Raw genomic sequence first — 20,290 nt, 5'->3', positions numbered from 1 at the left:
AGAGGTTTACAACCCGAAGGCCGTCATCCCTCACGCGGCGTCGCTGCATCAGGCTTTCGCCCATTGTGCAATATTCCCCACTGCTGCCTCCCGTAGGAGTCTGGGCCGTGTCTCAGTCCCAGTGTGGCCGGTCGCCCTCTCAGGCCGGCTACCCGTCGTCGCCTTGGTAGGCCATTACCCCACCAACAAGCTGATAGGCCGCGGGCTCATCCTTCACCGCCGGAGCTTTTAACCCCGTCCCATGCGGGACAGAGTGTTATCCGGTATTAGACCCCGTTTCCAGGGCTTGTCCCAGAGTGAAGGGCAGATTGCCCACGTGTTACTCACCCGTTCGCCACTAATCCACCACCGAAGCGGTTTCATCGTTCGACTTGCATGTGTTAAGCACGCCGCCAGCGTTCGTCCTGAGCCAGGATCAAACTCTCCGTGAATGTTTACCCGTAATCGGGTGCACACATCACGAGAGCGGAACAACCGGTCGGAATAAGACCCGTTGTTCACAGCGTCCTCGCTGTGTAAATGCCTACCCGGTCACCGAAGTGAACCCGGTAGGACTTTCAAAGGAACCACCAACCTGCCGAAGCAGGCCGGGGTATCAACATATCTGGCGTTGACTTTTGGCACGCTGTTGAGTTCTCAAGGAACGGACGCTTCCTTCGGTCCCGTTTCACCGGGGCCCTCCGGGCGCTTCCCTTCGTTCTTGCGTTTCCGACTCTATCAGACTCTTTCGTGTCCGATTCCCGGTCGAAGCGGGTTCCGCATTTCGCTTCCGGGTAATTCGCTTTCGCATTTTCCCTTTCGGCGAGTCCGACTCTATCAGGCCTTTTCCGTCCTCCTGACCACGGCCTTCGGGCATGCCGAAGAAAGGTTCAGGGTTAGGATCTGGGCTTGAAGGTCGCCGCCGACCCCCGACTCAAAGTCGCGTTGGGGTCAGGCAGGAGTACGACAGTACAGGCCGCCGGGAGTCGAGGCAAATCGTTTCTGGTGCACCCCTAGGTCCGCCAAGCGGTAGGTCTCGGGCGGAACCGGGACTTCATATGACTTACTCTGCTGAGCAGTACGCCGTCCCCCATCAGTCGCGGCGGCGACACCTGAATCTCCACCCCCTGGGAGGCTCCCCATGACCAACGTGACGTCCCCTCTTGCTGGACGCGCCATCGGACTCACCGCGGTTCCCGACCCGGTCTTCTCCGGCGCGATGGTCGGTCCCGGCACCGCCATCGACCCCGTACGCGAGCCCTCCGAGGCCGTGTCCCCGGTCGACGGCATCGTCGTCTCCCTGCACCCGCACGCGTTCGTCGTCGTCGACGCGGACGGGCACGGGGTCCTGACGCACCTCGGTATCGACACCGTCCAGCTCAACGGCGAGGGCTTCGAGCTTCTCGTGAACAAGGGGGACACGGTGACCCGGGGCCAGAGCATCGTGCGCTGGGACCCGTCCGCGGTCGAGGCCGCCGGCAAGTCACCCATCTGCCCGATCGTGGCCCTGGAAGCCACCGCCGAGTCGCTCTCCGATGTCCGTGAGGACGGGGACGTGAAGGTCGGCGACACGCTGTTCGGCTGGCAGTAGCGCCTCGCGCGCAGTGACGAGCCAGTTGCACAACCACCGCGGTGACTCGGTCGCCGCACAACCGGAGACGGGTGAAATGGAGACAACGCTGCGAGGCGTCGGCGTGAGCCACGGTGTGGCCATCGGCGAGGTTCGGCACATGGGTACGGCGGTGCTGGAGCCGCCGGCCAAATCGATTCCCGCCGAGGAGGCCGGTCGCGAACAGGGGCGTGCCCGGCAGGCGGTGGAAGCGGTCGCCGCCGATCTGATCGCGCGCGGCAATCTGGCCGGCGGCGAGGCACAGCACGTGCTCGAGGCGCAGGCCATGATGGCGCAGGACCCCGAGCTGATGTCCGATGTCGACCGGCGCATCGCCGTGGGCAGCACCGCCGAGCGTGGCGTGTACGACGCCTTCGCCGCGTACCGGGCGCTGCTCGCCAATGCCGGGGAGTACCTGGCGGGGCGGGTCGCGGACCTCGACGACGTACGGAACCGGATCGTGGCGCGGCTGCTCGGTGTGCCGATGCCCGGTGTGCCGGACAGCGACGAGCCGTACGTGCTGATCGCGCGCGACCTCGCGCCGGCCGACACCGCGCTCCTCGACCCGACGCTGGTGCTCGGCTTCGTCACCGAGGAGGGCGGGCCGACCAGCCACAGCGCGATCCTGGCGCGGGCGCTCGGCGTTCCGGCCGTGGTGGCGCTGCCCGGCGCGGGTGAGCTGGCCGAGGGCACGGTCGTCGCGGTGGACGGCAGCACGGGTGAGATCTTCGTGAACCCGAGCGCCGAGAAGCGGGAGGAGATGGAGAGCGCGGCTGCCGCCCGTAAGGCTGCGCTGTCCGCATCCACCGGTCCTGGTGCCACTTCCGACGGACACAAGGTGCCGCTGCTCGCCAACGTCGGCGGCCCGGGCGATGTGCCCGCGGCGGTCGAGGCGGGTGCCGAGGGTGTGGGGCTGTTCCGGACCGAGTTCCTGTTCCTGGACGACAGCAAGCAGGCTCCTTCCGAGGAGAAGCAGATCGCGGCCTACCGCGCGGTGCTGGAGGCGTTCCCCGAGGGGCGTGTCGTCGTGCGCGTGCTGGACGCCGGGGCCGACAAGCCGCTGGACTTCCTGACGCCGGCCGACGAGCCGAACCCGGCGCTCGGCGTCCGTGGGCTGCGGAGTCTGCTGGACCACCCCGAGGTGCTGCGTACCCAGCTGACCGCGCTGGCGAAGGCCGCCGAGGGTCTGCCGGTGTACCTGGAGGTCATGGCCCCCATGGTGGCGGACCGTATCGACGCCAAGGCGTTCGCGGACGCGTGCCGCGAGGCCGGGCTGCGGGCGAAGTTCGGCGCGATGGTGGAGATTCCGTCGGCCGCTCTGCGGGCGCGGTCGATTCTCCAGGAGGTGGAGTTCCTGTCGCTGGGCACCAACGACCTGGCGCAGTACACCTTCGCGGCCGACCGTCAGGTGGGCGCGGTGTCGCGGCTCCAGGACCCCTGGCAGCCGGCGCTGCTGGATCTCGTGGCGCTGTCCGCCGACGCGGCTCGTGCCGAGGGCAAGAGCTGTGGTGTGTGCGGTGAGGCCGCGGCCGATCCGCTGCTGGCGTGCGTGCTGACCGGGCTGGGTGTCACCTCGCTCTCCATGGGTGCGGCGTCCATTCCCTATGTGCGGGCCACGCTCGCCAAGTACACGCTGGCGCAGTGCGAGCGTGCGGCGAACGCCGCCCGTTCCGCCGACTCCGCCGACGAGGCGCGCAGCGCCGCTCAGGCTGTGCTGTCCGGCGAGTAGCCGAGGCAGGTGCCGTTCAGCAGGAGGGGCTTTCCGCCGGGTGGTGGGAAGCCCCTCCTGCTGTGTGGTGTTCTCCGGCGTCTCAGTGGTGGGGTTCCGCCGGGTCGGCTCCGATGTCGAATCCCGCGCAGTACTCCACGCCGGATTCCGGGGAGACGGGCTCTCCGGTGTCCGCGTCGGTGCAGTAGGCGTTGAAGACCTCGCCGGCGGTGAGCGGGGCGAGTGCGCCGTGGGCCAGTCGCCAGCCGTGGACGCGGTCCGGGCTGTCGGGGGCGCTGGTGCGCAGGACGACTCCCCCGCGTGATTCGAGGGCGATGGCGACCGCGAGGACGGTGGCGAACTCCGCGCCCTCCGCGCTGTCGAGGCGGGCCGGTCCCGTGGTGTCGCGGTGGGTGTGGAGCACGGCCAGGAGCTGGTCGTTCTCCGTCGGGGTGCTGCACACCAGGTGGTGGGTGCCCGGTCCCGCCGTTTCCAGCAGGCGCATCAGGAGGTGGGAGGCGCGGTCGAAGGCCGCGCGTCCGATGTCCTGGCCGCAGTCGGCGCAGTTGCCGAGGTCGGCGAGGAGGAGGGTGGCGTACTCCCAGGTGGCCTGGCGGACGGCGCGGGAGACGAGGACGGGGATGAGGTCGCTCAGGCGTTGGCCGGTGTAGGTGACCGTGGCTCCGGCGGCGGCGATCTCCGCGGTGAAGCGGCTGCGGCTGACCCCGGTGTCGGCGTCGAGTCCGGATTCGGCGCAGAACTCCGCGTAGTCCTCCGGGTCGAAGAGGGCGACGGTGGTGTGGACGCCCTGGGCCGTGAGCGCTTTGAGCAGGCTCTCGACCTGCTGGAGATAGACGGTGTGGTCGTCGAAGGTGAAGGTGCGGTAGTGCCGCATGGCCGCGAAGTCTTGTGCGTCGGCCAGCAGGCCGACGGTGCTGGGTGCTTCGCGGCGCAGCGTGCGTCGCATGGTGGCGGCGTGCCTCGGGCCGGACTTCCCGTCGTGCTTCGGGTGGTGGGTGGAGCTGTGGTCGGTGTGGTCGGTGTGCGCCATGTGTCCCCCTGTGCGCGGTGAATCATTGCTCACTCAGCGTAATCAGGGGGACTGACAGTGGCGTTACGCGCGGCGGCTCGCGGCCAGTTCGGCGTAGAAGCGGAGGAGGTCGAGGTTGTCGACGGAGCCCGGGTTGACCGCCTTGGCCAGGTCGGTTCCCTGGAGCAACCGCTTGACCGGAACCTCGATGCGCTTGCCGGTGAGGGTGTGCGGGATGCCGGGGACCTCGATGACCTCGTCCGGTACGTGGCGCGGGGAGAGGTTCTCGCGGATGGTCTGCTTGATCGCCGCGCGCAGGTCGTCGTCGAGGGTCGCGCCTTCGGCGAGGTGGACGAAGAGCGGCATCCAGTAGCCGCCGTCGGGTTCTTCGAGGCCGATGACGAGGGATTCGCGGATCTCGGGGAGGCGTTCGACGGCCTCGTAGATGTCGGCGGAGCCCATGCGGACGCCCTGGCGGTTCAGGGTGGAGTCGGAGCGGCCGTGGATGATCACCGAGCCGCGGTCGGTGATGGTGATCCAGTCGCCGTGCCGCCAGACGCCGGGGTACATGTCGAAGTAGCTGTCGTGGTAGCGGCTGCCGTCGGGGTCGTTCCAGAAGCGGATCGGCATGGAGGGCAGCGGGTTGGTGACGACCAGTTCGCCGACCTCGTTGATCAGTGGCTTGCCCGACGGGTCCCAGGACTGGAGGTCGGTGCCGAGGCAGGGGGCCTGGAGTTCGCCGATGTGGACGGGGAGGGTGGGGACGGCTCCGGCGAAGCAGGAGCAGACGTCGGTGCCGCCGCTGACGGAGGCGATCCAGAGGTCCGCGCCCCTGTTGGCGAACTCGTCGTGGAGCCAGCGGAAGCCGTCGGGCGGGAGCGGGGAGCCGGTGGTGGCGACGCACTGGACGCGGGAGAGGTCGAAGTCGCGGCCGGGGTGGATGTCGGCCTTGCGGCAGGCCATGACGTACGCGGCGGAGGTGCCGAAGAGGGTGGCGCCGGTCTGTTCGGCGACCCGCCACTGGGCGCTGACGTCCGGATAGCCGGGGCTGCCGTCGTACAGGACGACGGTGGTGCCGGTGAGGAGGCCGGAGACTAGGAAGTTCCACATCATCCAGCCGGTGGAGGTGTACCAGAAGAAGCGGTCCTCGGGTCCGAGGTCGCAGTGCAGGCCGATCTGCTTGAAGTGTTCGAGCAGGATGCCGCCCTGGGACTGGACGATGGCCTTGGGCAGACCGGTGGTGCCGGAGGAGTAGAGGACCCACAGCGGGTGCTCGAAGGGGACCTGTTCGAAGACCGGCTCGGTGTCAGCGGAGGTGAGGGCGGCCCAGGCGAGCGCGCCTTCGGGGGCGTCGGTGCCCAGCAGCGGGATGTGGACGACGGCGCGCAGGGTGGGCAGTTCGCGGCGGAGCTCGGCGACGGTCTCGGTGCGGTCGTGTTCCTTGCCGCCGTAGCGGTAGCCGTCGACGGTGAACAGGACGACGGGCTCGATCTGCTGGAAGCGGTCGAGGACGCTGCGGGCGCCGAAGTCGGGGGCGCAGGAGGTCCAGACGCCGCCGACCGCGGCGGTGGCGAGGAAGGCGACGACGGCCTGCGGGATGTTGGGGAGGTAGCCGCTGACGCGGTCGCCGGGGGTGACGCCGAGGGCGCGGAGTTCGGCGGCGAGTGCGCCGACCTGGCGGCGGAGTTCGGCCCAGCTGACGGGGAGCTGGGTGTGGGTCTCGTCGACGTACAGCAGGGCGGGGGTGTCCGCGCGGGACGGGTCCTCGGCGGTGCGCAGGGCGTGTTCGGCGTAGTTGAGGGTGGCGCCGGGGAACCAGGTGGCGCCGGGCATGGCGCGGTCGCCGAGGACGCTCTCGTACGGCGTGGAGAAGCGGATGTCGAACCATTCGGCGACGGCGCGCCAGAAGGTGTCGAGCTCGTCGACGGACCAGCGGTGCAGGGCGGCGTACCCGCCGTCGGCCGGGGCGCCGTACCGGGTCGCGGCCCAGTTCTGGAAGCGGGTGACGGCCGCGGCCTCGATGCGGTCGGGGCCGGGCTGCCAGAGCGGGGCGTCGTCGGGCGTGGCTGCGGTCATGAGGGCTGCTCCCTGGCTGTACGGGTACGCGGGGTGGGCGTCGGCGCGCACGGGCTGGGGTGTGCGCGTGAGCGGCTGACACGGACGATGCCATGTGATCGTCTTCGGCACCAGGGTGGCCCCGCCGTGAGGAGCTCCGTCGCTTTCGGGCCGGAGCGGGTGAACGGGAGTTGAACGGAAGGTTCTGCGGGTCGGACGGGTGGCAGGGTGTGCGCCATGGACGGTCGTGACCTGGTGCGTCGGGTGAGGTTGGTCGGTTCGGTGCGGGGGCTGCGCACCGTGCGTTCGGCGTGGCGGCGCCGGTCGGCGGACGCGCGTGCGTTGCCTCCGCGCGGTGCGGAGCGGGCCCGGGTGCCGGGTGCGCTGACGGGTGCGGAGCCGGGGCCGGGCGGGGGTGTGGTGCGGTTCGCCCGTTCGGAGCTGCGGATCCGGGTGTCGGTGGGCGGTGCGGTGTTCTGGGCGTGGGACGGGGCGGAGCCGTTGCCGTCGTACGCGGTGCCGGGTGCGGCTCCCGCGCCGGATCCGCGGGCGGTGCTGGAGCCGGACAAGGACGGCGGCTGGCAGGTGGTCTCGGAGCGGCTGACGGTGGTGGTGTCGCGGACGGGGGCGGTGGAGCTGCGGACGCCAGGCGGGTTGCTGCTGCGGCGGGAGCTGCCGCCGCGCTGGTGGGAGCCGGTGGGCGGGGGGCCGGTGCGGTGGGTGCAGCGCTCCGAGGTGCCGGCGGACGCGCGGTTCTTCGGGCTGGGCGGCCGGGCGGGCGGGCCCCGGTTGCGGGACGGGGTGTACGGGCTGTGGAACACCGATCCCGGCGGGCGTTTCGGTCCGGAGGACGATCCGCTGTATCTGACGATGCCGGTGCAGGTGGTGGTGTCGGACGCGGGGACGCATCTGGCGTTCCACGACAACAGCTGGGCGGGGCGGGTGGTGCTGCGGGAGGGCGAGGAGGGCGCCGGCTCGGGGCATGACCGGCCGGGCACCTGCGAGGTGCGGATGGAGGGCGGTCCGCTGCGCTGCTGGGTGGTGGCGGGGACGCCGGCCCGGGTGCTCCAGGGGTGGACGGCGCTGACGGGTGCGCCGGCGCTGCCGCCGTCCTGGGCGCTGGGGCCGCAGCACGCCCGGTGGGGGTTCGGCAGTGAGCGGGAGGTGCGGCGGGTCGCCGCCGGGTACCGGGAGCGGGGGCTGCCGCTGTCGGTGCTGCATCTGGACATCGACCACTACGACGCGCACCGGGTGTTCACGGTGGACCGGGAGCGGTTCCCGGGTCTGCCCGCGCTGGCGAAGGAGTTGGGCGAGGACGGGGTGCGGCTGGTGTCGATCGTGGATCCGGCGGTGAAGGCGGAGCCGGGCGACGCGGTGTTCGACGCGGGGCGGGCGGTCGGTGAGCGGGGTGCGTACGTCCGGGACGCGCGGGGGCGGGTGGTGGTCGGGGAGGTGTGGCCGGGGGCGTCCGTCTATCCGGACTTCACCGATCCGCTTGTGCGGGATTGGTGGGGATCTCTGTACGAGGAGCGGCTTGCGCAGGGCTTCTCGGGGATCTGGCACGACATGAACGAGCCGGTGTCCTTCGCGGCGTTCGGGGATCCGTCGCTGCCGCGTTCGGCCCGGCATGTCCTGGAGGGCGCCGGTGGTGATCATCGCGAGGCGCACAACGTGTACGCCCTGGCGATGGCGCGGGCGGGCTATGAAGGGCTGCTCCGGTTCCGTCCAAAGGAGCGGCCGTTCCTCTTCTCGCGGTCGGGCTGGGCGGGGATGCAGCGGTACGGGGGCACCTGGTCCGGTGATGTGTCGACGGGGTGGCCGGGGCTGCGGGCGTCGTTGTCGCTGGTGGTGGGGCTCGGGCTGTGCGGGGTGCCGTATTCGGGTCCGGATGTGGGCGGGTTCGACGGGTTCCCGTCGCCGGAGCTGTATCTGCGGTGGTTCCAGCTGGGGGCGTATCTGCCGTTGTTCCGTACGCACTCGGCGACCGGCGCGGGGCGGCGGGAGCCGTGGGAGTTCGGGCCGGAGGCGCTGGAGTACGCGCGGGCGGCGCTGGTGGAGCGGGAGCGGCTGCACCCGTACTTCGTGACGCTGTCGCACGTGGCGCGGCTGACCGGTGCGCCCTATGTGCGGCCGCTGTGGTGGGGTGCGCCGGGCGACCGGGCGCTGCGGGAGTGCGAGGACGCGTTCCTGCTGGGCGACGCGCTGCTGGTGGCTCCGGTGCTGGAGCCCGGGGCGCGGCGGCGGGCGGTGCGGCTGCCCCGGGGGCGGTGGTACGACACGGTGACCGGGCGGGCGTACGAAGGTCCGGGCCAGGTCCTGGTCGACGCTCCGCTGTCGCGGGTGCCGGTGCTGGCGCGGGCGGGCGCGGTGATTCCGGTACGGGGTGCGGACGGCGGGCCGGAGCTGGAGGCGTGGGCGCCCGCGGCGGGGCGTACGGGCGGCGGGCTGGTGGTGCGGGACCCGGGCGACGGGTGGGCGGAGGCGGAGGTCGAGCGGTATGTGACGCGGTGGGAAGGCGACCGCGTGGTGGTGGAGCGGGACGGCGCGGAGGGCGGGGTCGACTGTCCGGTGCGCGTGCGGGGGGCGGCGAACGGGCTCTAGGGCCTGCGGAGGGGCGGACGCCACCTCCTCCGTAAGCCCCCGGCCGGGACGTGCCCGGCGCCCACGGCCGTGACGCCCTCAGCCGTGGCGCCCCGCGAACCAGGCGTCGGCGGCCTCCGTGTGCAGGGGGAACGCCAGGGGGCGCGGGCTGTACAGGATGTCGTAGCCGGACGTCTCGTCGGTGGGGGTCGAGGGCGGGAGGCTCGCGAGGGGGCGGGCCGGGAGGAGGCCGAAGACCAGGAGGTGGCCGTCGGTGTCGCTGAGGGTGTCGGCGAGGCGGACGTCCTGTGCGGCGGCCTCGATGCCGGTCTCCTCGCGCAGCTCACGGGCTACCGCGTGACGCCAGTCCTCGGCGTGGTCGATGAACCCGCCGGGCAGAGCCGTGCCGCCCTTCTGCGGTTCGATGGTGCGGGTGATGACGACGAGGCCGGTGGAGCGGGGGCCGATGACGGGGAGCAGGGCGACCGCGACGGGAAGCGGGTTGCGGTAGGCGGTGGTTCCGCAGTGCGTGCAGGTGCGGGGCCAGGCGTCGGCGGACGGGAGCGGGGTGTACGGGGCTCCGCAGGTGCCGCAGTGGGAGTTCCGTACGTACCGGGGTGGCTGCGGGGCGGTCGGGGAAGGGCTGTTGCCGGGTTCGGACACGGGCGGACTGTATCGGACCGCCTGTGTCCTTTCCCGCAGGGCGCCCGAGCTGATAGACGGTGTGCCCATGACAGGAATGCGTACCGCTCTCCGCGCCCTGGCCGCCACGGCCGCCGCCCTCCTCGCCGTCACCGCCCTCTCCCCCTCGGCGCAGGCACGCCCCGAACCGATGGCTCCCGAGGAGTTCGTGGCGCTGCGTTCGGTGGATCCGACGATCATCCAGGAGATGCGCTACACCACGGCGCACACCTTCATGGGCGAGCGGGTGGACGGATACCGGCAGCCGGTCTGCATCCTGACCCGGCCCGCCGCCCGCGCCCTGCACCTGGCGCAGAAGAGGCTGCTGCGCCAGGGGTACTCGCTCAAGGTGTACGACTGCTACCGGCCGCAGCGGGCGGTGGACCACTTCGTGCGATGGGCGAAGGACCTCGACGACCAGACGATGAAGGAGGAGTTCTATCCGCAGGTCGACAAGGACCGGCTCTTCGAGGACGGTTACATCGCCGAGAAGTCCGGGCACAGCCGGGGCAGCACGGTGGACCTGACTCTGGTGAGGCTGCCGGCCCCGCCGACCAGGCCGTACCGTCCGGGCGAGCGGCTGACCCCCTGCTTCGCGCCGAAGGGCGAGCGGTTCCCCGACAACTCGCTGGACATGGGCACGGGTTACGACTGCTTCGACACCCTGTCGCACACGGACGATCCCCGGATCCAGGGGGTTCAGCGCGCCAACCGGCAGTTCCTGAAGCGGGTGTTGACCGAGGTGGGGTTCGTGAATCTGCCGGAGGAGTGGTGGCACTTCACGTTCAAGCCGGAGCCGTTCCCGGACACCTTCTTCGACTTCCCGGTGCACCGCCGGTCGGTGGGCAGGTCCTGAGGAGAACGGGCGACCGGGACCACCCCCGTGGGCTCCGGCCGCCCGTTCTTCATTTCGGACGCGAAAGGGGCGTGTTCGGTTGCCGATCGGGCGGCTACGGTGCCCGTATGTCACAGCAGACGTTCGATTCGTACGAGGAATTCTGGCCGTACTACGTCGCGATGCACTCCCGTGCCGCCACTCGCTGGGTCCATCTGACCGGCACCCTGACCGGGCTCGCGATCTCCGCCTACGGGCTGGCGCGGGGCCGGAAGCGCTATCTGGCGGCCCTGCCGCTGATCGGGTACGGCACGGCGTGGCCCGCGCACTTCCTGATCGAGAAGAACAACCCGGCCACCTTCGGGCACCCGGTGTGGTCGCTGCGCGGGGACGCGCAGATGATCCGGACGATGCTCGCGGGCCGGGACGCGGAGCTGGCGGAGACCGCGGCGAAGTGGCTGGCCGAGCACGGGGAGGACGGGAAGGACGGCTGAGGCCGAGGAGCCGGACCCCTCGCCGGACGACGGCGCCCGTGGCACACTTCTGACGTTCCGTCAGATCCAGTGCCGGGAGGGGCTTTGTCGCGCACGCGCACACCCGTGGTGGCCGGTTGGTTCACCGAGGACACCGCGGAGGAGGACTTCCGGCTGCTGGGCACCCGCTGCTCCGGCTGCCGGTCGGTCCACTTCCCCCGCGAGGACGACCACTGCCGCAACCCGGCATGCCCCGGCGGCGAGTTGGCGGAGGTGCCGCTGTCGAAGCGGGGCACGGTGTGGTCCTGCACCGACGGGCGCTACCGGCCGCCTCCCCCGTACGTCAGCGACCCCGAAAAGCCCTGGGTCCCGTACACGCTGGTCGCCGTCGAGCTGGCCGCCGAGCGCATGGTGGTGCTGGGGCAGGCCGCGCCCGGGGTCGGCGTGGGCGATCTGCCCGTCGGCTCGGTGGTGGAGGTGGTGCCGGGCGTCCTGGACGAGGACCGGGCGACGGGCACCGTACACACGACGTGGCACTGGCGGCCCGTGCCGGCGGGCGGGGACGCCTCATGAGCGGCGACGTGGCCGTCCTCGGGGCCGGGATGCATCCGTGGGGCAAGTGGGGGCGCGGCTTCGTCACGTACGGGCGGATCGCCGCGCGGGCCGCGCTCGCGGACGCGGGCATCGGCTGGCCCGAGGTGCGGTCGGTGGTCGGCGCGCAGACGGTGCGCGGGGGCTATCCGGGGTACGTGGCGGGGGCGACGTTCGCCCGGGCGCTCGGGTGGCAGGGGGCGCGGGTGGCGTCCGTGTACGCCGCGTGCGCCTCCGGGGCGCAGGCCATCGACACGGCGCGGGCGCAGATCCTGGCGGGGCTGGCGGACGTGGTCCTGGTGGTGGGGGCCGACGCCGCGCCCAAGGGGTTCTTCGCCCCGGCGGGCGGGGAGCGGCCGGACGATCCGGACTGGCTGCGCTTCCGGGTGCTCGGGGCGACGAACCCGGCCTACTTCGGGCTGTACGCCCGCCGTCGTATGGCGCTGTACGGGGACACGCCGGAGGACTTCGCGCTGGTCAAGGTGAAGAACGCGGCGGCGGGGGCGCTGAACGAGTTCGCCCGCTACCGCAGGCCGGTGACGGCGGAGGAGGTCGCCGCCTCCGCGATGGTCGCCGATCCGCTGCGGCTGCTGGACATCTGCGCCACGTCCGACGGGGCGGCCGCCCTGGTGCTGTGCGGCATGGAGTTCGCACGGCGCCGCGGGGTGCGTGATCCGGTGCGGATCCGGGCCGTCTCCACCGTGACGCCGACCTTCCCGAGGACCGTCCTGGATCTGCCGGACATCGGCACGGACTCAGCGGTGGCCGTGGACCCGTCGCCCGAGAGTTTCCGGGCCTCGATCGCGCGGACCGCGTACGAGGAGGCGGGGATCGGGCCGGAGGATCTTTCGCTGGCCGAGGTATACGACCTGTCCACCGCACTGGAGTTGGAGTGGTACGAGGACATCGGGCTGTGCGGTCCGGGCGAGGGGGCGAAGCTCCTGCGTTCGGGGGCGACCGGGCCGGGCGGGCGGGTTCCGGTGAACGCGAGCGGCGGTCTGGCCTCGTTCGGCGAGGCGGTTCCGGCCCAGGCCATCGCGCAAGTATGCGAGCTGACGCGGCAGTTGCGCGGGCGGGCCGGGGAGCGTCAGGTGCCGGGGGCGCGGGTCGGCATCACGGCGAACCAGGGGCTGTTCGGACACGGCTCGGCGGTGGTGGCGGTCCGCTGACCGCGGGTGGCCCCAACAGGTTTTCCCTGCCCTTCACTTGACTGCACGTCACCCTCGCAGAACACTCGGGGCCCGGCGCGCCGGACAGCGTGCGGCCCGTACCCCTGTCGGCGGGGGTACGGGCCGTACGCGTGCCCGGACGCCTTCGGCTCAGGTGGCGACGGGTTCGCGGGCCCGCGCGGCGCGCTCCACCGCGGCGCGCTCCACCGCGGCGCGCTCCACCGCGTGCTCCACGACCGCGACCAGGACATCGCGCACGGAGGACCGGTCCCGCGCGTCGCAGACGAGCACCAGGACCTCGGGGTCGAGGTCGAGGGCGGCCTGCACGGTCTCCGTGGGAAACCGCTCGGCGCCCTCGAAGGTGTTGACCGCCACCGTGAACGGGATCCGCCTGCGCTCGAAGTAGTCGACCGCAGCGAAGCAGTCCTCCAGACGCCGGGTGTCGGCGAGGACGACCGCGCCCAGGGAGCCCTGCGCCAGTTCGTCCCACAGGAACCAGAAGCGGTCCTGGCCCGGTGTGCCGAACAGATAGAGGACCAGGTCCTCGCGCAGCGTGATCCGGCCGAAGTCCATCGCGACCGTGGTGGTGGTCTTGGACTCGACCCCGTCCAGATCGTCCACCGGGCGGCCCGCCTCGCTGAGGCGTTCCTCGGTGCGCAGGGGCCTGATCTCACTGACCGCGCCGACCGCGGTCGTCTTGCCGACGCCGAACCCTCCCGCCACCAGGATCTTCAGGGTGACGGGCTCGACGGGCCGCTGCTTGACGCGGCTAGAGCGCCCGAAGGCCATTGATTACCTCGCGAAGAATGTTCACGTCCGGCAGCTCGGCCGGCGGAACGGGACGGGTGACGTGCACCAGCTCGTCCTCGACGAGATCGCCGACCAGGACCCGCACCACCCCTACCGGGAGGTCGAGTTCGGCGGCGAGCTCGGCGATCGACTGGGGCATGTCGCTGCAGAGTTCGACGATCGCCACATGCTCGGGGGCGAGCGTCTGGTCCCGGCCGGGATCGTCGGCGGCCGGTTCCGGTACGACGAGCGCGATCAGGTCGAGGCGATGACGGGAGGCGCTGCTCGTACGCCCCCGGGTCATCGCGTACGGGCGGACCACGGGCCCCGCCTCGGCGTCGTACCACCGCGAGGCCTGGGGATCGACGGTCCCGTCCGGGGATCCGGGGCCGGCGCCCCGGGGGGAGTCGGCGCTCATGCCCGCCACACTCAGCCTCCGGCGGGCAGACCGGTGGTCCGTGGGGCGTTGGCCAGATGGGCCCCCACGCGCTTTACCATCAGTGTCATCTCGTAGGCGACCTGGCCCACGTCGGAGTCGGCCTCCGCCAGAACGGCGAGGCAGCTTCCGTCGCCGGCGGCGGTGACGAAGAGGAACGCCTCGTCCAGTTCGACGACGGTCTGGCGCACCCGGCCCGCGTCGAAGTGGTGGCCCACGCCCTTGGCGAGGCTGTGGAACCCGGAGGCGACGGCGGCGAGATGCTCGCTGTCCTCGCGGGTCAGGTCCGCCGACGCGCCGGTGGCGAGTCCGTCGCTGGAGAGCACCAGCGCCTTGCGGATGCTGGCGACGCGCTGGACGAGCTCGTCGAGCAGCCAGTTCAGTTCGCCCGAGCCGTGGCGTGCGGGGTTGTGTGCTGCGGCGTTCGGTGCGGTCATCGACCGTCCCCTCCCGGAGTGGTTCCTGGTGCTGTGCCACCGGGGCCGCCGGTGTTCGCGGTGTCCTCGGCGGTTTCGGTGGTCGCGGTGTTCCCGGTCGTCCCGGTGTTCTCGGCGGGTTCGGCGTTCTGCCGTCGGCCGCGCTGCCAGCCGCGCTGGAGCGAGGCCATACGGTCGCGTACCTCGTCCGCGTCGCGCTCGTCGTCGAACGAGTCCACGGGCGCCCGGAGCGGGGTCCGGTCCGCGGACTCCTCGCGGAGCTGGCGGGCGAGGCTGGCCTGCCGGACCCGCCGGGGCAGTCCGCCGATCGTGTCGGGTGCCGGTGGGGCGGCCGGCGCGGGGGTTCCCCCGGCGCGGGACGCCTCTGCCGGGCGGGGCGCCTCGGTCGTACGGGATGCCCCGGTGTCGTGGGACTCCTCGGTCGTACGGGGTGGCTCCGGCGCGCGGCGGGCGGCGGCTCGCGCGGTCCAGGGTGCGTCCGCGGTACGGGGCCTGTCGGCCGGATCGGGGGCCCGGTCGGCGGTGTGCGGGACCGGGCCGGTGGCCTTCGCGGGGGTCGCGTCCGGGTCGTCGCCACGGGTGTCGACCCGGCGGCCCCGGTCGGTGACCAGGGTCGGCGGCGTACGCCGGGGCAGCGGGACGGGTCCGGCGGGGCGCATCGGGCGGACCTCCGCCGTGGCCTCGTCACCGTGGTCGCGGGCCTGTTGGTGCTGGTCCCGGTCGGTGTCGCGGCGCGGGCCGCCGGGCTCGTCGCGGCGGGGCCCGCGGTCGCCCTCGCGGCGCAGGTCGCGGGCGCGGAAGATGCCGCCCCGCTCGCTCTCGGTGTCCTCCAGGTCGGAGACGCCGTCCAGGACGGGACCGAGGGCCGGGTCCAGGGCCGGGTCCGGCGTACGGTCCAGCGGGTCGCCGGCGAAGTCCAGCGGGCCGACCGGGGCCTCCAGCTCGACCGGCCCGTCCAGGACGCCCGGTCCGGTGAGACCGGTGGGCACCGGCGACAGGACCGCGGACCGGCCGTTGACCCGGCGTTCCCCGCCCGAGGCCGTGCTGTTCGCGCCCTGCGCCGAATCCGAACTCCGGCCGCTGCCGATCGCCCGCTCGGCCCGGCGGTCGAGGCGGAAGCCGGTGCCGTGGGTGTCGGGGGCGTCGGTGAGCAGGGCGGCCGGGATGAACACGACCGCGGTGGTGCCTCCGTACGGCGATTTCTGGAGGGAGACCCGGACGTTCTGGCGCTGGGCGAGCCGGCTGACCACGAACAGGCCGAGCCGGTCGGTGTCGGAGAGCTCGAAGTCGGGGGTCTCGGCGAGGCGCAGGTTGGCGTCGAGGAGGACCTCGGGGGCCATGCCGAGGCCGCGGTCGTGGATTTCGAGCGTGAAGCCGTTGGAGACGCGTTCGCCGTGCACCTGGACCGCGGTGTGCGGGGGTGAGAAGACGGTGGCGTTCTCCAGGAGTTCGGCGATCAGGTGGGTGAGGTCGGCGACGGCGGGGCCGCCCACGCCGATCCGGGCGAGGCGCCGGACCTCGATGCGTTCGTAGTCCTCGACCTCGGCGACGGCGGCCCGCACCACGTCCATCAGCTGGATGGGCTTGCGCCACTGGCGGGAGGGCGCGGCGCCGGAGAGGATCACGAGCCCTTCGGCGTGCCGGCGCATACGGGTGGTGAGGTGGTCGAGGCGGAACAGGTCGGCCAGTTCGTCGCTGTTCTCGGTACGGCGCTCCATCGCGTCCAGCAGTGTGAGCTGGCGGTGCAGGAGGACCTGGTTGCGGCGGGCGAGGTTGACGAAGACCTCGGAGACGCCGCGGCGCATGTCCGCCTGCTTGACGGCGGCCTCCACGGCGGCCCGCTGAAGGGTGTTGAGCGCCTGGCCGACCTGGCCGATCTCGTCGGGCTCGTAACTGAGGTGCGGGGCCTCGGTCTCGACGTCCACCTGCTCGCCCGCGGCGAGTCGGCGCATGACACTCGGCAGCCGTACGCCGGAGACCTCGTGGGCGTCCTTGCGGAGCCGGGAGAGGTCGCGGACGAGTTCACGGCCGATGCGGACGGAGACGAAGATCGAGACGATCAGGGCCAGGAAGCCGAGGATTCCGGCGATGCCCGCCTGGGCGAGGACCCGGTAGGCGGCCGGTTCGGCGCGGTCCTGGAAGCGGTTGCCCATCTCCGTGGAGTCGTTCGCCAGCCGGTCGAGGACGGGCACGGCCGCCTCCTCCCAGCGGGCGGCGTCGACGGCGCCGGGGCGCTTCGTCGGACCGGCGGCGATCAGGGCGTCTTCGGCGGTGCGCAGCGGTTCGGTGTCGGGGCTGCCCCAGAACTGCTCGACGCGTCGGCGCTCGGCGGCGGGGAGGTTCTCCAGGCTGACTTCGTAGAGCAGCTCGCGCTGGGCCACGAGGCCGGATATCCGGCGCAGTTCGGCGGTGGTGAAGCGGCCGGCTATGAGGCCCGAGGCGATCAGCGCGTCCTCGCGCGAGAGCATCTCCCGGGCCCGGGAGACCCCGACCAGCGCCCGCATCTGCTTGTCCATCGACACGTTCTCCAGGGTGTGGAGACCGTTAAGGAAGCGGTACGAGGGGTCGACGAGGCCGTTGTAGAAGTCCAGCGCCTTCGCCCGGCTGATGGTGCGCTTCTCGACCGATTCGCGCAGGGCCTCCAGTCCGTCGACGGCACTGAGGATCGCGTCCAGGCGGCTGCTGTCGGCGGCGCTCAGCGATTCGCGGACGTCCTGCGCGCGGGCGTTCTCCCGGACCTCGCCCACGACGCGGTCGGTGGCGGCGCGTTGGCCCATGAGGACGGGGAGCGCGTCGGAGGCCCGGGGGTCGGCGAGGAAGACCAGGGTCTGCCGTCGCTCGGCCTGTACGGCGCGGACGGCGTCGTCCAGCGGGTGCGCGACCTTCTCCACGATGGATCCGGCGCTCATCAACTCGTCGGCCTCACGGCCGGTGATGTAGGTGGCGAAGACCCAGAGGCCGGTGAGGGAGACGAGCGGCACCAGCAGCAACGCCACGATCTTCCTGCGGATGGACTTCCCGCGAAAGCGCATGGCCTCCCCCAGATCGGCCCCGCACCGCGGGGGTGGTCTTCTCCTGGCCGTTGCTCGGCCCTGTGTCAATAAACGGCGCGAGCCTACTACTGACACAGAGACAACTCGAAGACACGTCCGGATGATTTTCAGCCGTCCACGCTAGACTTGATCACGAGTTGTCCCGGTATTCCCGGAGATGAAATTCGCGAAAGCGACAGAGGATACCGGCCGGACCCGCCGGTACCGGCACGTATCAGTTGGCTGGAATTCTTCGGTCCGTGACCTTCTGTGCCCTGCGGGCGCTTTTCAGGGGAATCTTCGGGACGGGTGGTTCGTCCATATGTACGGGGTAGACGCACGGTGGGGTCGTGCGCGGCGGGACGGACGTATTCCGCCCGCGTAGAACCGGCGCAAGCCGGGCAGCCACCCTGAAGTCGGACAGTGGTGGGGAGTTGAAGGACCTTGAGCACGCAGGAACGCGGAAGCGCCGGAGTACCGGCGGCCGCGAGGGCGGAAGCCGCGGACGGGGCACGGATCCCGCGGCAGTTGTGGGTGGAGGAGCCGGCCTCGAAGCGGCGGATGCCCGATGCGGTGCGGACGGCCGCCGTGCGTGCCGTTCTCATCATGTCGCTGACGATCATCCAGGCGATGATCGCCTTTCTGAGCACCTTGACCGGCTCCTGGCTGGCCTTCCCGATGGTGCTCAGCAGTGTGGCCAGCACGGTGGTCGCCACCTGGTCGGTGCTCGACGTCTGGGTCACCCGGCAGGTGTGGAACCAGCGCAACGGGGTGGTGTCCGTGCCGAGCAGTTCGGCCCGGCAGATACGCCGTGAGCGGCGCCGGTCCCGCCGGGCCGAGCGGGACGGCACGGGCGGTGGCATAGGCGGCCGCCGGAACACCGGCGACCTCTCCCGGGCCTGACCTGCTGGACCTGGCCCGCTGGACCCGGCCCGCTGCCGAGCCTGACCCGCGGGTCGGTCCCGCCGCCGGGTGGTGCTACTCGCCCGGTTCGGGGTCCGGGTGGGCGGCGGCCGCGGTCTGTTCGTTCCGCTTGAACATGCGGGTCGCCGTGATCTCGCCGTGGACCGTCTCGCCGTCCGGGTCCTGCTGCGGCAGGCCGGGGCGCAGATGCTCCTCCACGCTGATGTACTTCAGCCCCGCCCTCAGGTCGGCATCGTTGCGGAGCCGGATGACGAGGGGGAATTCGGCGAGCGCTGTCGTGTCGAACAGACCGGTCGTGTAAAGCAGTTGCACGCCCAGCGCGTCCGAGACGGCCCGCTGGAGCTCCAGCAGATACGTGGCGTTGGCGCGGCCGATCGGGTTGTCGAGGAACAGGGTGCCCGCGTGCCGGTGGCGGTCGCGGCCCCGGTCGTTGCTGCGCAGGGCCGCCATCGTGCAGTAGAGGGCGATGGCGGCGGTGAGCAGCTGCCCGCCGGAGAAGACGTCGCCCATCTGCCCGACCGGGACGCGCTCGGCGCGCAGCACGGCGTCCGGCTTCAGGATCTCCACCGCGATGCCCTTGGGCTCCAGCGCCGCCTCGACGCCCCGCAGCAGCAGGGACATACCGTCCCGGCGGAGGTCGGAGTTCTTCTTGAGGGCGGCGTGGGTGGCCTCGTCGATGACCTCGCCGAGACGTTCGGTGAGGGTGGCCTGGTCGGGTTCCTCGAAGCGGATCCGGAGGAATTCCTGACCCGACCACTCCCCCAGGCCCTCGGGGAGCTGGGAGAGCCGCTGGGCCGAGCGCAGCGTGGTGAGCGCCGATTCGACCAGGCCGCGCAGCCGGTCGACGATCGAGTCGCGGTTGCGTTCCAGCTGGACGAGCTCGTCGGTGAGGACGCGCAGCCGGGGGGCGAAGGCGTCGGCCCACTTCTGGGCGTGCTCGGGCAGGGCGGAGGCGGGCAGCTCGCGGATCTGCTGGCGGGCGGGGGTGCGGACCTGTTCGTAGCGGGTGGAGTTGGCGTGCCGGACGAGGATGTCGCTCGCTTCCCGGACGGCGCTCTCGGCCGCCGAGAGGTCGGCGTTGCAGCCGCGCAGGGAGCGGCGGGACTCGGCGGCGGACTGCCGGGCCTCCTCCAGACTGCCGGGGTACGGGTCGGGTTCCTCGGTCCCGTCGTCCGTGCCGTGGTCGCGCAGGAGGTCCCGCAGCAGGGCCGCGGTCTCGTCGAAGCCGCCGGCGGAGTCCTCCGCGGTGCGGTGGGCGTGCAGCAGCTCGCTGTGGGCGGCTCGGGCGGTGTCCAGGGCGGCGGTGGCTTCGGCCAGTTCGGCGGTGGCGGTACGCAGCAGGGCCTGGGCGCTCTCGGCGTCGGCCGGGACCAGGTCGTCCGGCAGTTCGGTGTGGTGCTGCCGCTCGTCGTCGGGGGCGAGCCGCTCGGCCTCGCCGCGCAGCCGTCCCAGATGCTCGCTGGCGGTGGAGGCGCGGGTCTCCAGGAGCTGGACGTGCGCCTCGGCGCGGGCGGCGGCGGCCTGGCGGGAGGGCCCGTCGGCCCCGTCGGTGCCTTCCAGGAGCTGGGCGGCGCGGGTGCGGACCTTGTTGGTGAGGCGGTCCAGCTCGGCGAGGGCGGCGCTCTCGTCGCTCTCGGCGCGGGCCTGTTCGGCGCGCAGGTCGGCGCCGACGCCGACCTTCTCGTACAGCTGGGAGGCGGCTCGGTAGGCCTCGCGCAGGGTGGGCAGGGCGGTGCGGGCCTTGGACTCGTCCTCCTCGGGGAGGACTTCGGGGACACCGGCGATCTCGGCGCGCTCGGCCCGCAGCGCGCGGGCGGTGCGCCGGGCGTCGTCCCCGGCGCGCTGGGCGGCCCTGCGGTCCTCGTCGGCGGCGCGGGCTAGGTCGAGGCAGACGGCGGCGCGGGCCTCGGACTCGGCGGCCTCGTCGACCAGTTCGCGCAGCCGGACCTGCCAGCCGGCCCG

At 72.0% G+C, this 20,290-nt stretch carries 15 protein-coding genes, 1 rRNA gene and 1 pseudogene; 8 read left to right on the top strand and 9 right to left on the bottom strand.

The features are described from left to right. A 16S ribosomal RNA gene (locus G3I54_RS22565) occupies positions 1-431 on the bottom strand; the annotation flags it as partial. A 689-nt stretch (positions 432-1,120) separates the two neighbouring features. Here G3I54_RS22565 and G3I54_RS22560 point away from each other — a divergent pair. Both G3I54_RS22560 and ptsP read left to right on the top strand, forming a co-directional pair. Beyond that, complete coding sequence (locus tag G3I54_RS22560; protein ID WP_103511197.1) at positions 1,121-1,570, top strand: PTS glucose transporter subunit IIA; 450 nt, start codon at positions 1,121-1,123, stop codon at positions 1,568-1,570. A gap of 76 nt (positions 1,571-1,646) precedes the next feature. Further along, positions 1,647-3,317: a phosphoenolpyruvate--protein phosphotransferase gene (gene ptsP, locus G3I54_RS22555; protein ID WP_164616692.1), complete on the top strand. Its 1,671-nt coding sequence runs from the start codon at positions 1,647-1,649 to the stop codon at positions 3,315-3,317. Positions 3,318-3,399: 82 nt separating this feature from the next. Here the strand turns inward: ptsP and G3I54_RS22550 are convergent, their stop codons facing one another. Together G3I54_RS22550 and G3I54_RS22545 are read right to left on the bottom strand one after the other, a co-directional pair. Next, a complete protein-coding gene (locus G3I54_RS22550) occupies positions 3,400-4,347 on the bottom strand; it encodes a hypothetical protein (RefSeq protein ID WP_164616691.1) in 948 nt (315 codons plus the stop codon). A gap of 63 nt (positions 4,348-4,410) precedes the next feature. Continuing rightward, entirely contained in the window at positions 4,411-6,402 is a 1,992-nt protein-coding gene (locus G3I54_RS22545; protein WP_164616690.1) for an acetoacetate--CoA ligase, read from the bottom strand. Between the two features lie 216 nt (positions 6,403-6,618). Here G3I54_RS22545 and G3I54_RS22540 point away from each other — a divergent pair, with 216 nt between their 5' ends. Beyond that, on the top strand, positions 6,619-8,982 hold the full coding sequence (locus G3I54_RS22540) for a glycoside hydrolase family 31 protein (RefSeq protein WP_164616689.1): 2,364 nt from the start codon (positions 6,619-6,621) through the stop codon (positions 8,980-8,982). Positions 8,983-9,060: 78 nt separating this feature from the next. On the opposite strand, the gene G3I54_RS22535 is transcribed toward G3I54_RS22540, so the two are convergent. Next, positions 9,061-9,624: an NUDIX domain-containing protein gene (locus G3I54_RS22535; RefSeq protein ID WP_164616688.1), complete on the bottom strand. Its 564-nt coding sequence runs from the start codon at positions 9,622-9,624 to the stop codon at positions 9,061-9,063. Positions 9,625-9,700: 76 nt separating this feature from the next. On the opposite strand from G3I54_RS22535, the gene G3I54_RS22530 reads away from it, so the two are divergent. The 4 genes from G3I54_RS22530 to G3I54_RS22515 all read left to right on the top strand — a co-directional run bounded on the left by G3I54_RS22530 (position 9,701) and on the right by G3I54_RS22515 (position 12,710). Then, positions 9,701-10,498 carry a M15 family metallopeptidase gene (locus tag G3I54_RS22530; protein WP_203686991.1) on the top strand — a complete coding sequence of 266 codons (798 nt, stop codon included), beginning with the start codon at positions 9,701-9,703 and terminating at the stop codon, positions 10,496-10,498. 107 nt (positions 10,499-10,605) lie between these two features. Further along, positions 10,606-10,971: a DUF962 domain-containing protein gene (locus G3I54_RS22525; protein ID WP_164616686.1), complete on the top strand. Its 366-nt coding sequence runs from the start codon at positions 10,606-10,608 to the stop codon at positions 10,969-10,971. 84 nt (positions 10,972-11,055) lie between these two features. Continuing rightward, entirely contained in the window at positions 11,056-11,523 is a 468-nt protein-coding gene (locus tag G3I54_RS22520; RefSeq protein ID WP_203686986.1) for a zinc ribbon domain-containing protein, read from the top strand. Next, positions 11,520-12,710, top strand: a complete 1,191-nt coding sequence (locus tag G3I54_RS22515; protein WP_164616685.1) for a lipid-transfer protein — start codon at positions 11,520-11,522, stop codon at positions 12,708-12,710. The genes G3I54_RS22520 and G3I54_RS22515 overlap by 4 nt, the downstream gene beginning before the upstream one ends. 150 nt (positions 12,711-12,860) lie before the next feature. Here the strand turns inward: G3I54_RS22515 and G3I54_RS22510 are convergent, their stop codons facing one another. Genes G3I54_RS22510 through G3I54_RS22495 form a run of 4 tightly spaced genes read right to left on the bottom strand, consistent with a single transcriptional unit; the run spans position 12,861 to position 17,404 of the window. Next, positions 12,861-13,499, bottom strand: coding sequence for an ATP/GTP-binding protein (locus tag G3I54_RS22510; protein ID WP_164616684.1), 639 nt, complete (start codon positions 13,497-13,499; stop codon positions 12,861-12,863). Continuing rightward, positions 13,480-13,917: a DUF742 domain-containing protein gene (locus G3I54_RS22505; protein ID WP_164616683.1), complete on the bottom strand. Its 438-nt coding sequence runs from the start codon at positions 13,915-13,917 to the stop codon at positions 13,480-13,482. The genes G3I54_RS22510 and G3I54_RS22505 overlap by 20 nt, the downstream gene beginning before the upstream one ends. An 11-nt stretch (positions 13,918-13,928) precedes the next feature. After that, positions 13,929-14,372, bottom strand: coding sequence for a roadblock/LC7 domain-containing protein (locus G3I54_RS22500; protein ID WP_007446101.1), 444 nt, complete (start codon positions 14,370-14,372; stop codon positions 13,929-13,931). After that, on the bottom strand, positions 14,369-17,404 hold the full coding sequence (locus G3I54_RS22495) for a nitrate- and nitrite sensing domain-containing protein (protein WP_164616682.1): 3,036 nt from the start codon (positions 17,402-17,404) through the stop codon (positions 14,369-14,371). The genes G3I54_RS22500 and G3I54_RS22495 overlap by 4 nt, the downstream gene beginning before the upstream one ends. 561 nt (positions 17,405-17,965) lie before the next feature. Between G3I54_RS22495 and G3I54_RS22490 the strand changes: the two genes are divergently transcribed. Continuing rightward, positions 17,966-18,307, top strand: a complete 342-nt coding sequence (locus G3I54_RS22490) for a hypothetical protein (RefSeq protein WP_164616693.1) — start codon at positions 17,966-17,968, stop codon at positions 18,305-18,307. A 75-nt stretch (positions 18,308-18,382) separates the two neighbouring features. Here the strand turns inward: G3I54_RS22490 and G3I54_RS22485 are convergent. Then, a pseudogene (locus G3I54_RS22485) lies at positions 18,383-20,290 on the bottom strand (hypothetical protein); the annotation flags it as partial.

Origin of the sequence: Streptomyces sp. SID14515, assembly GCF_010548505.1 — a bacterium.
Lineage (GTDB): Bacteria > Actinomycetota > Actinomycetes > Streptomycetales > Streptomycetaceae > Streptomyces > Streptomyces caviscabies.
Note: the sequence above shows the minus strand (reverse complement) of the source record. Positions and strands in the feature narration are given on the sequence as shown.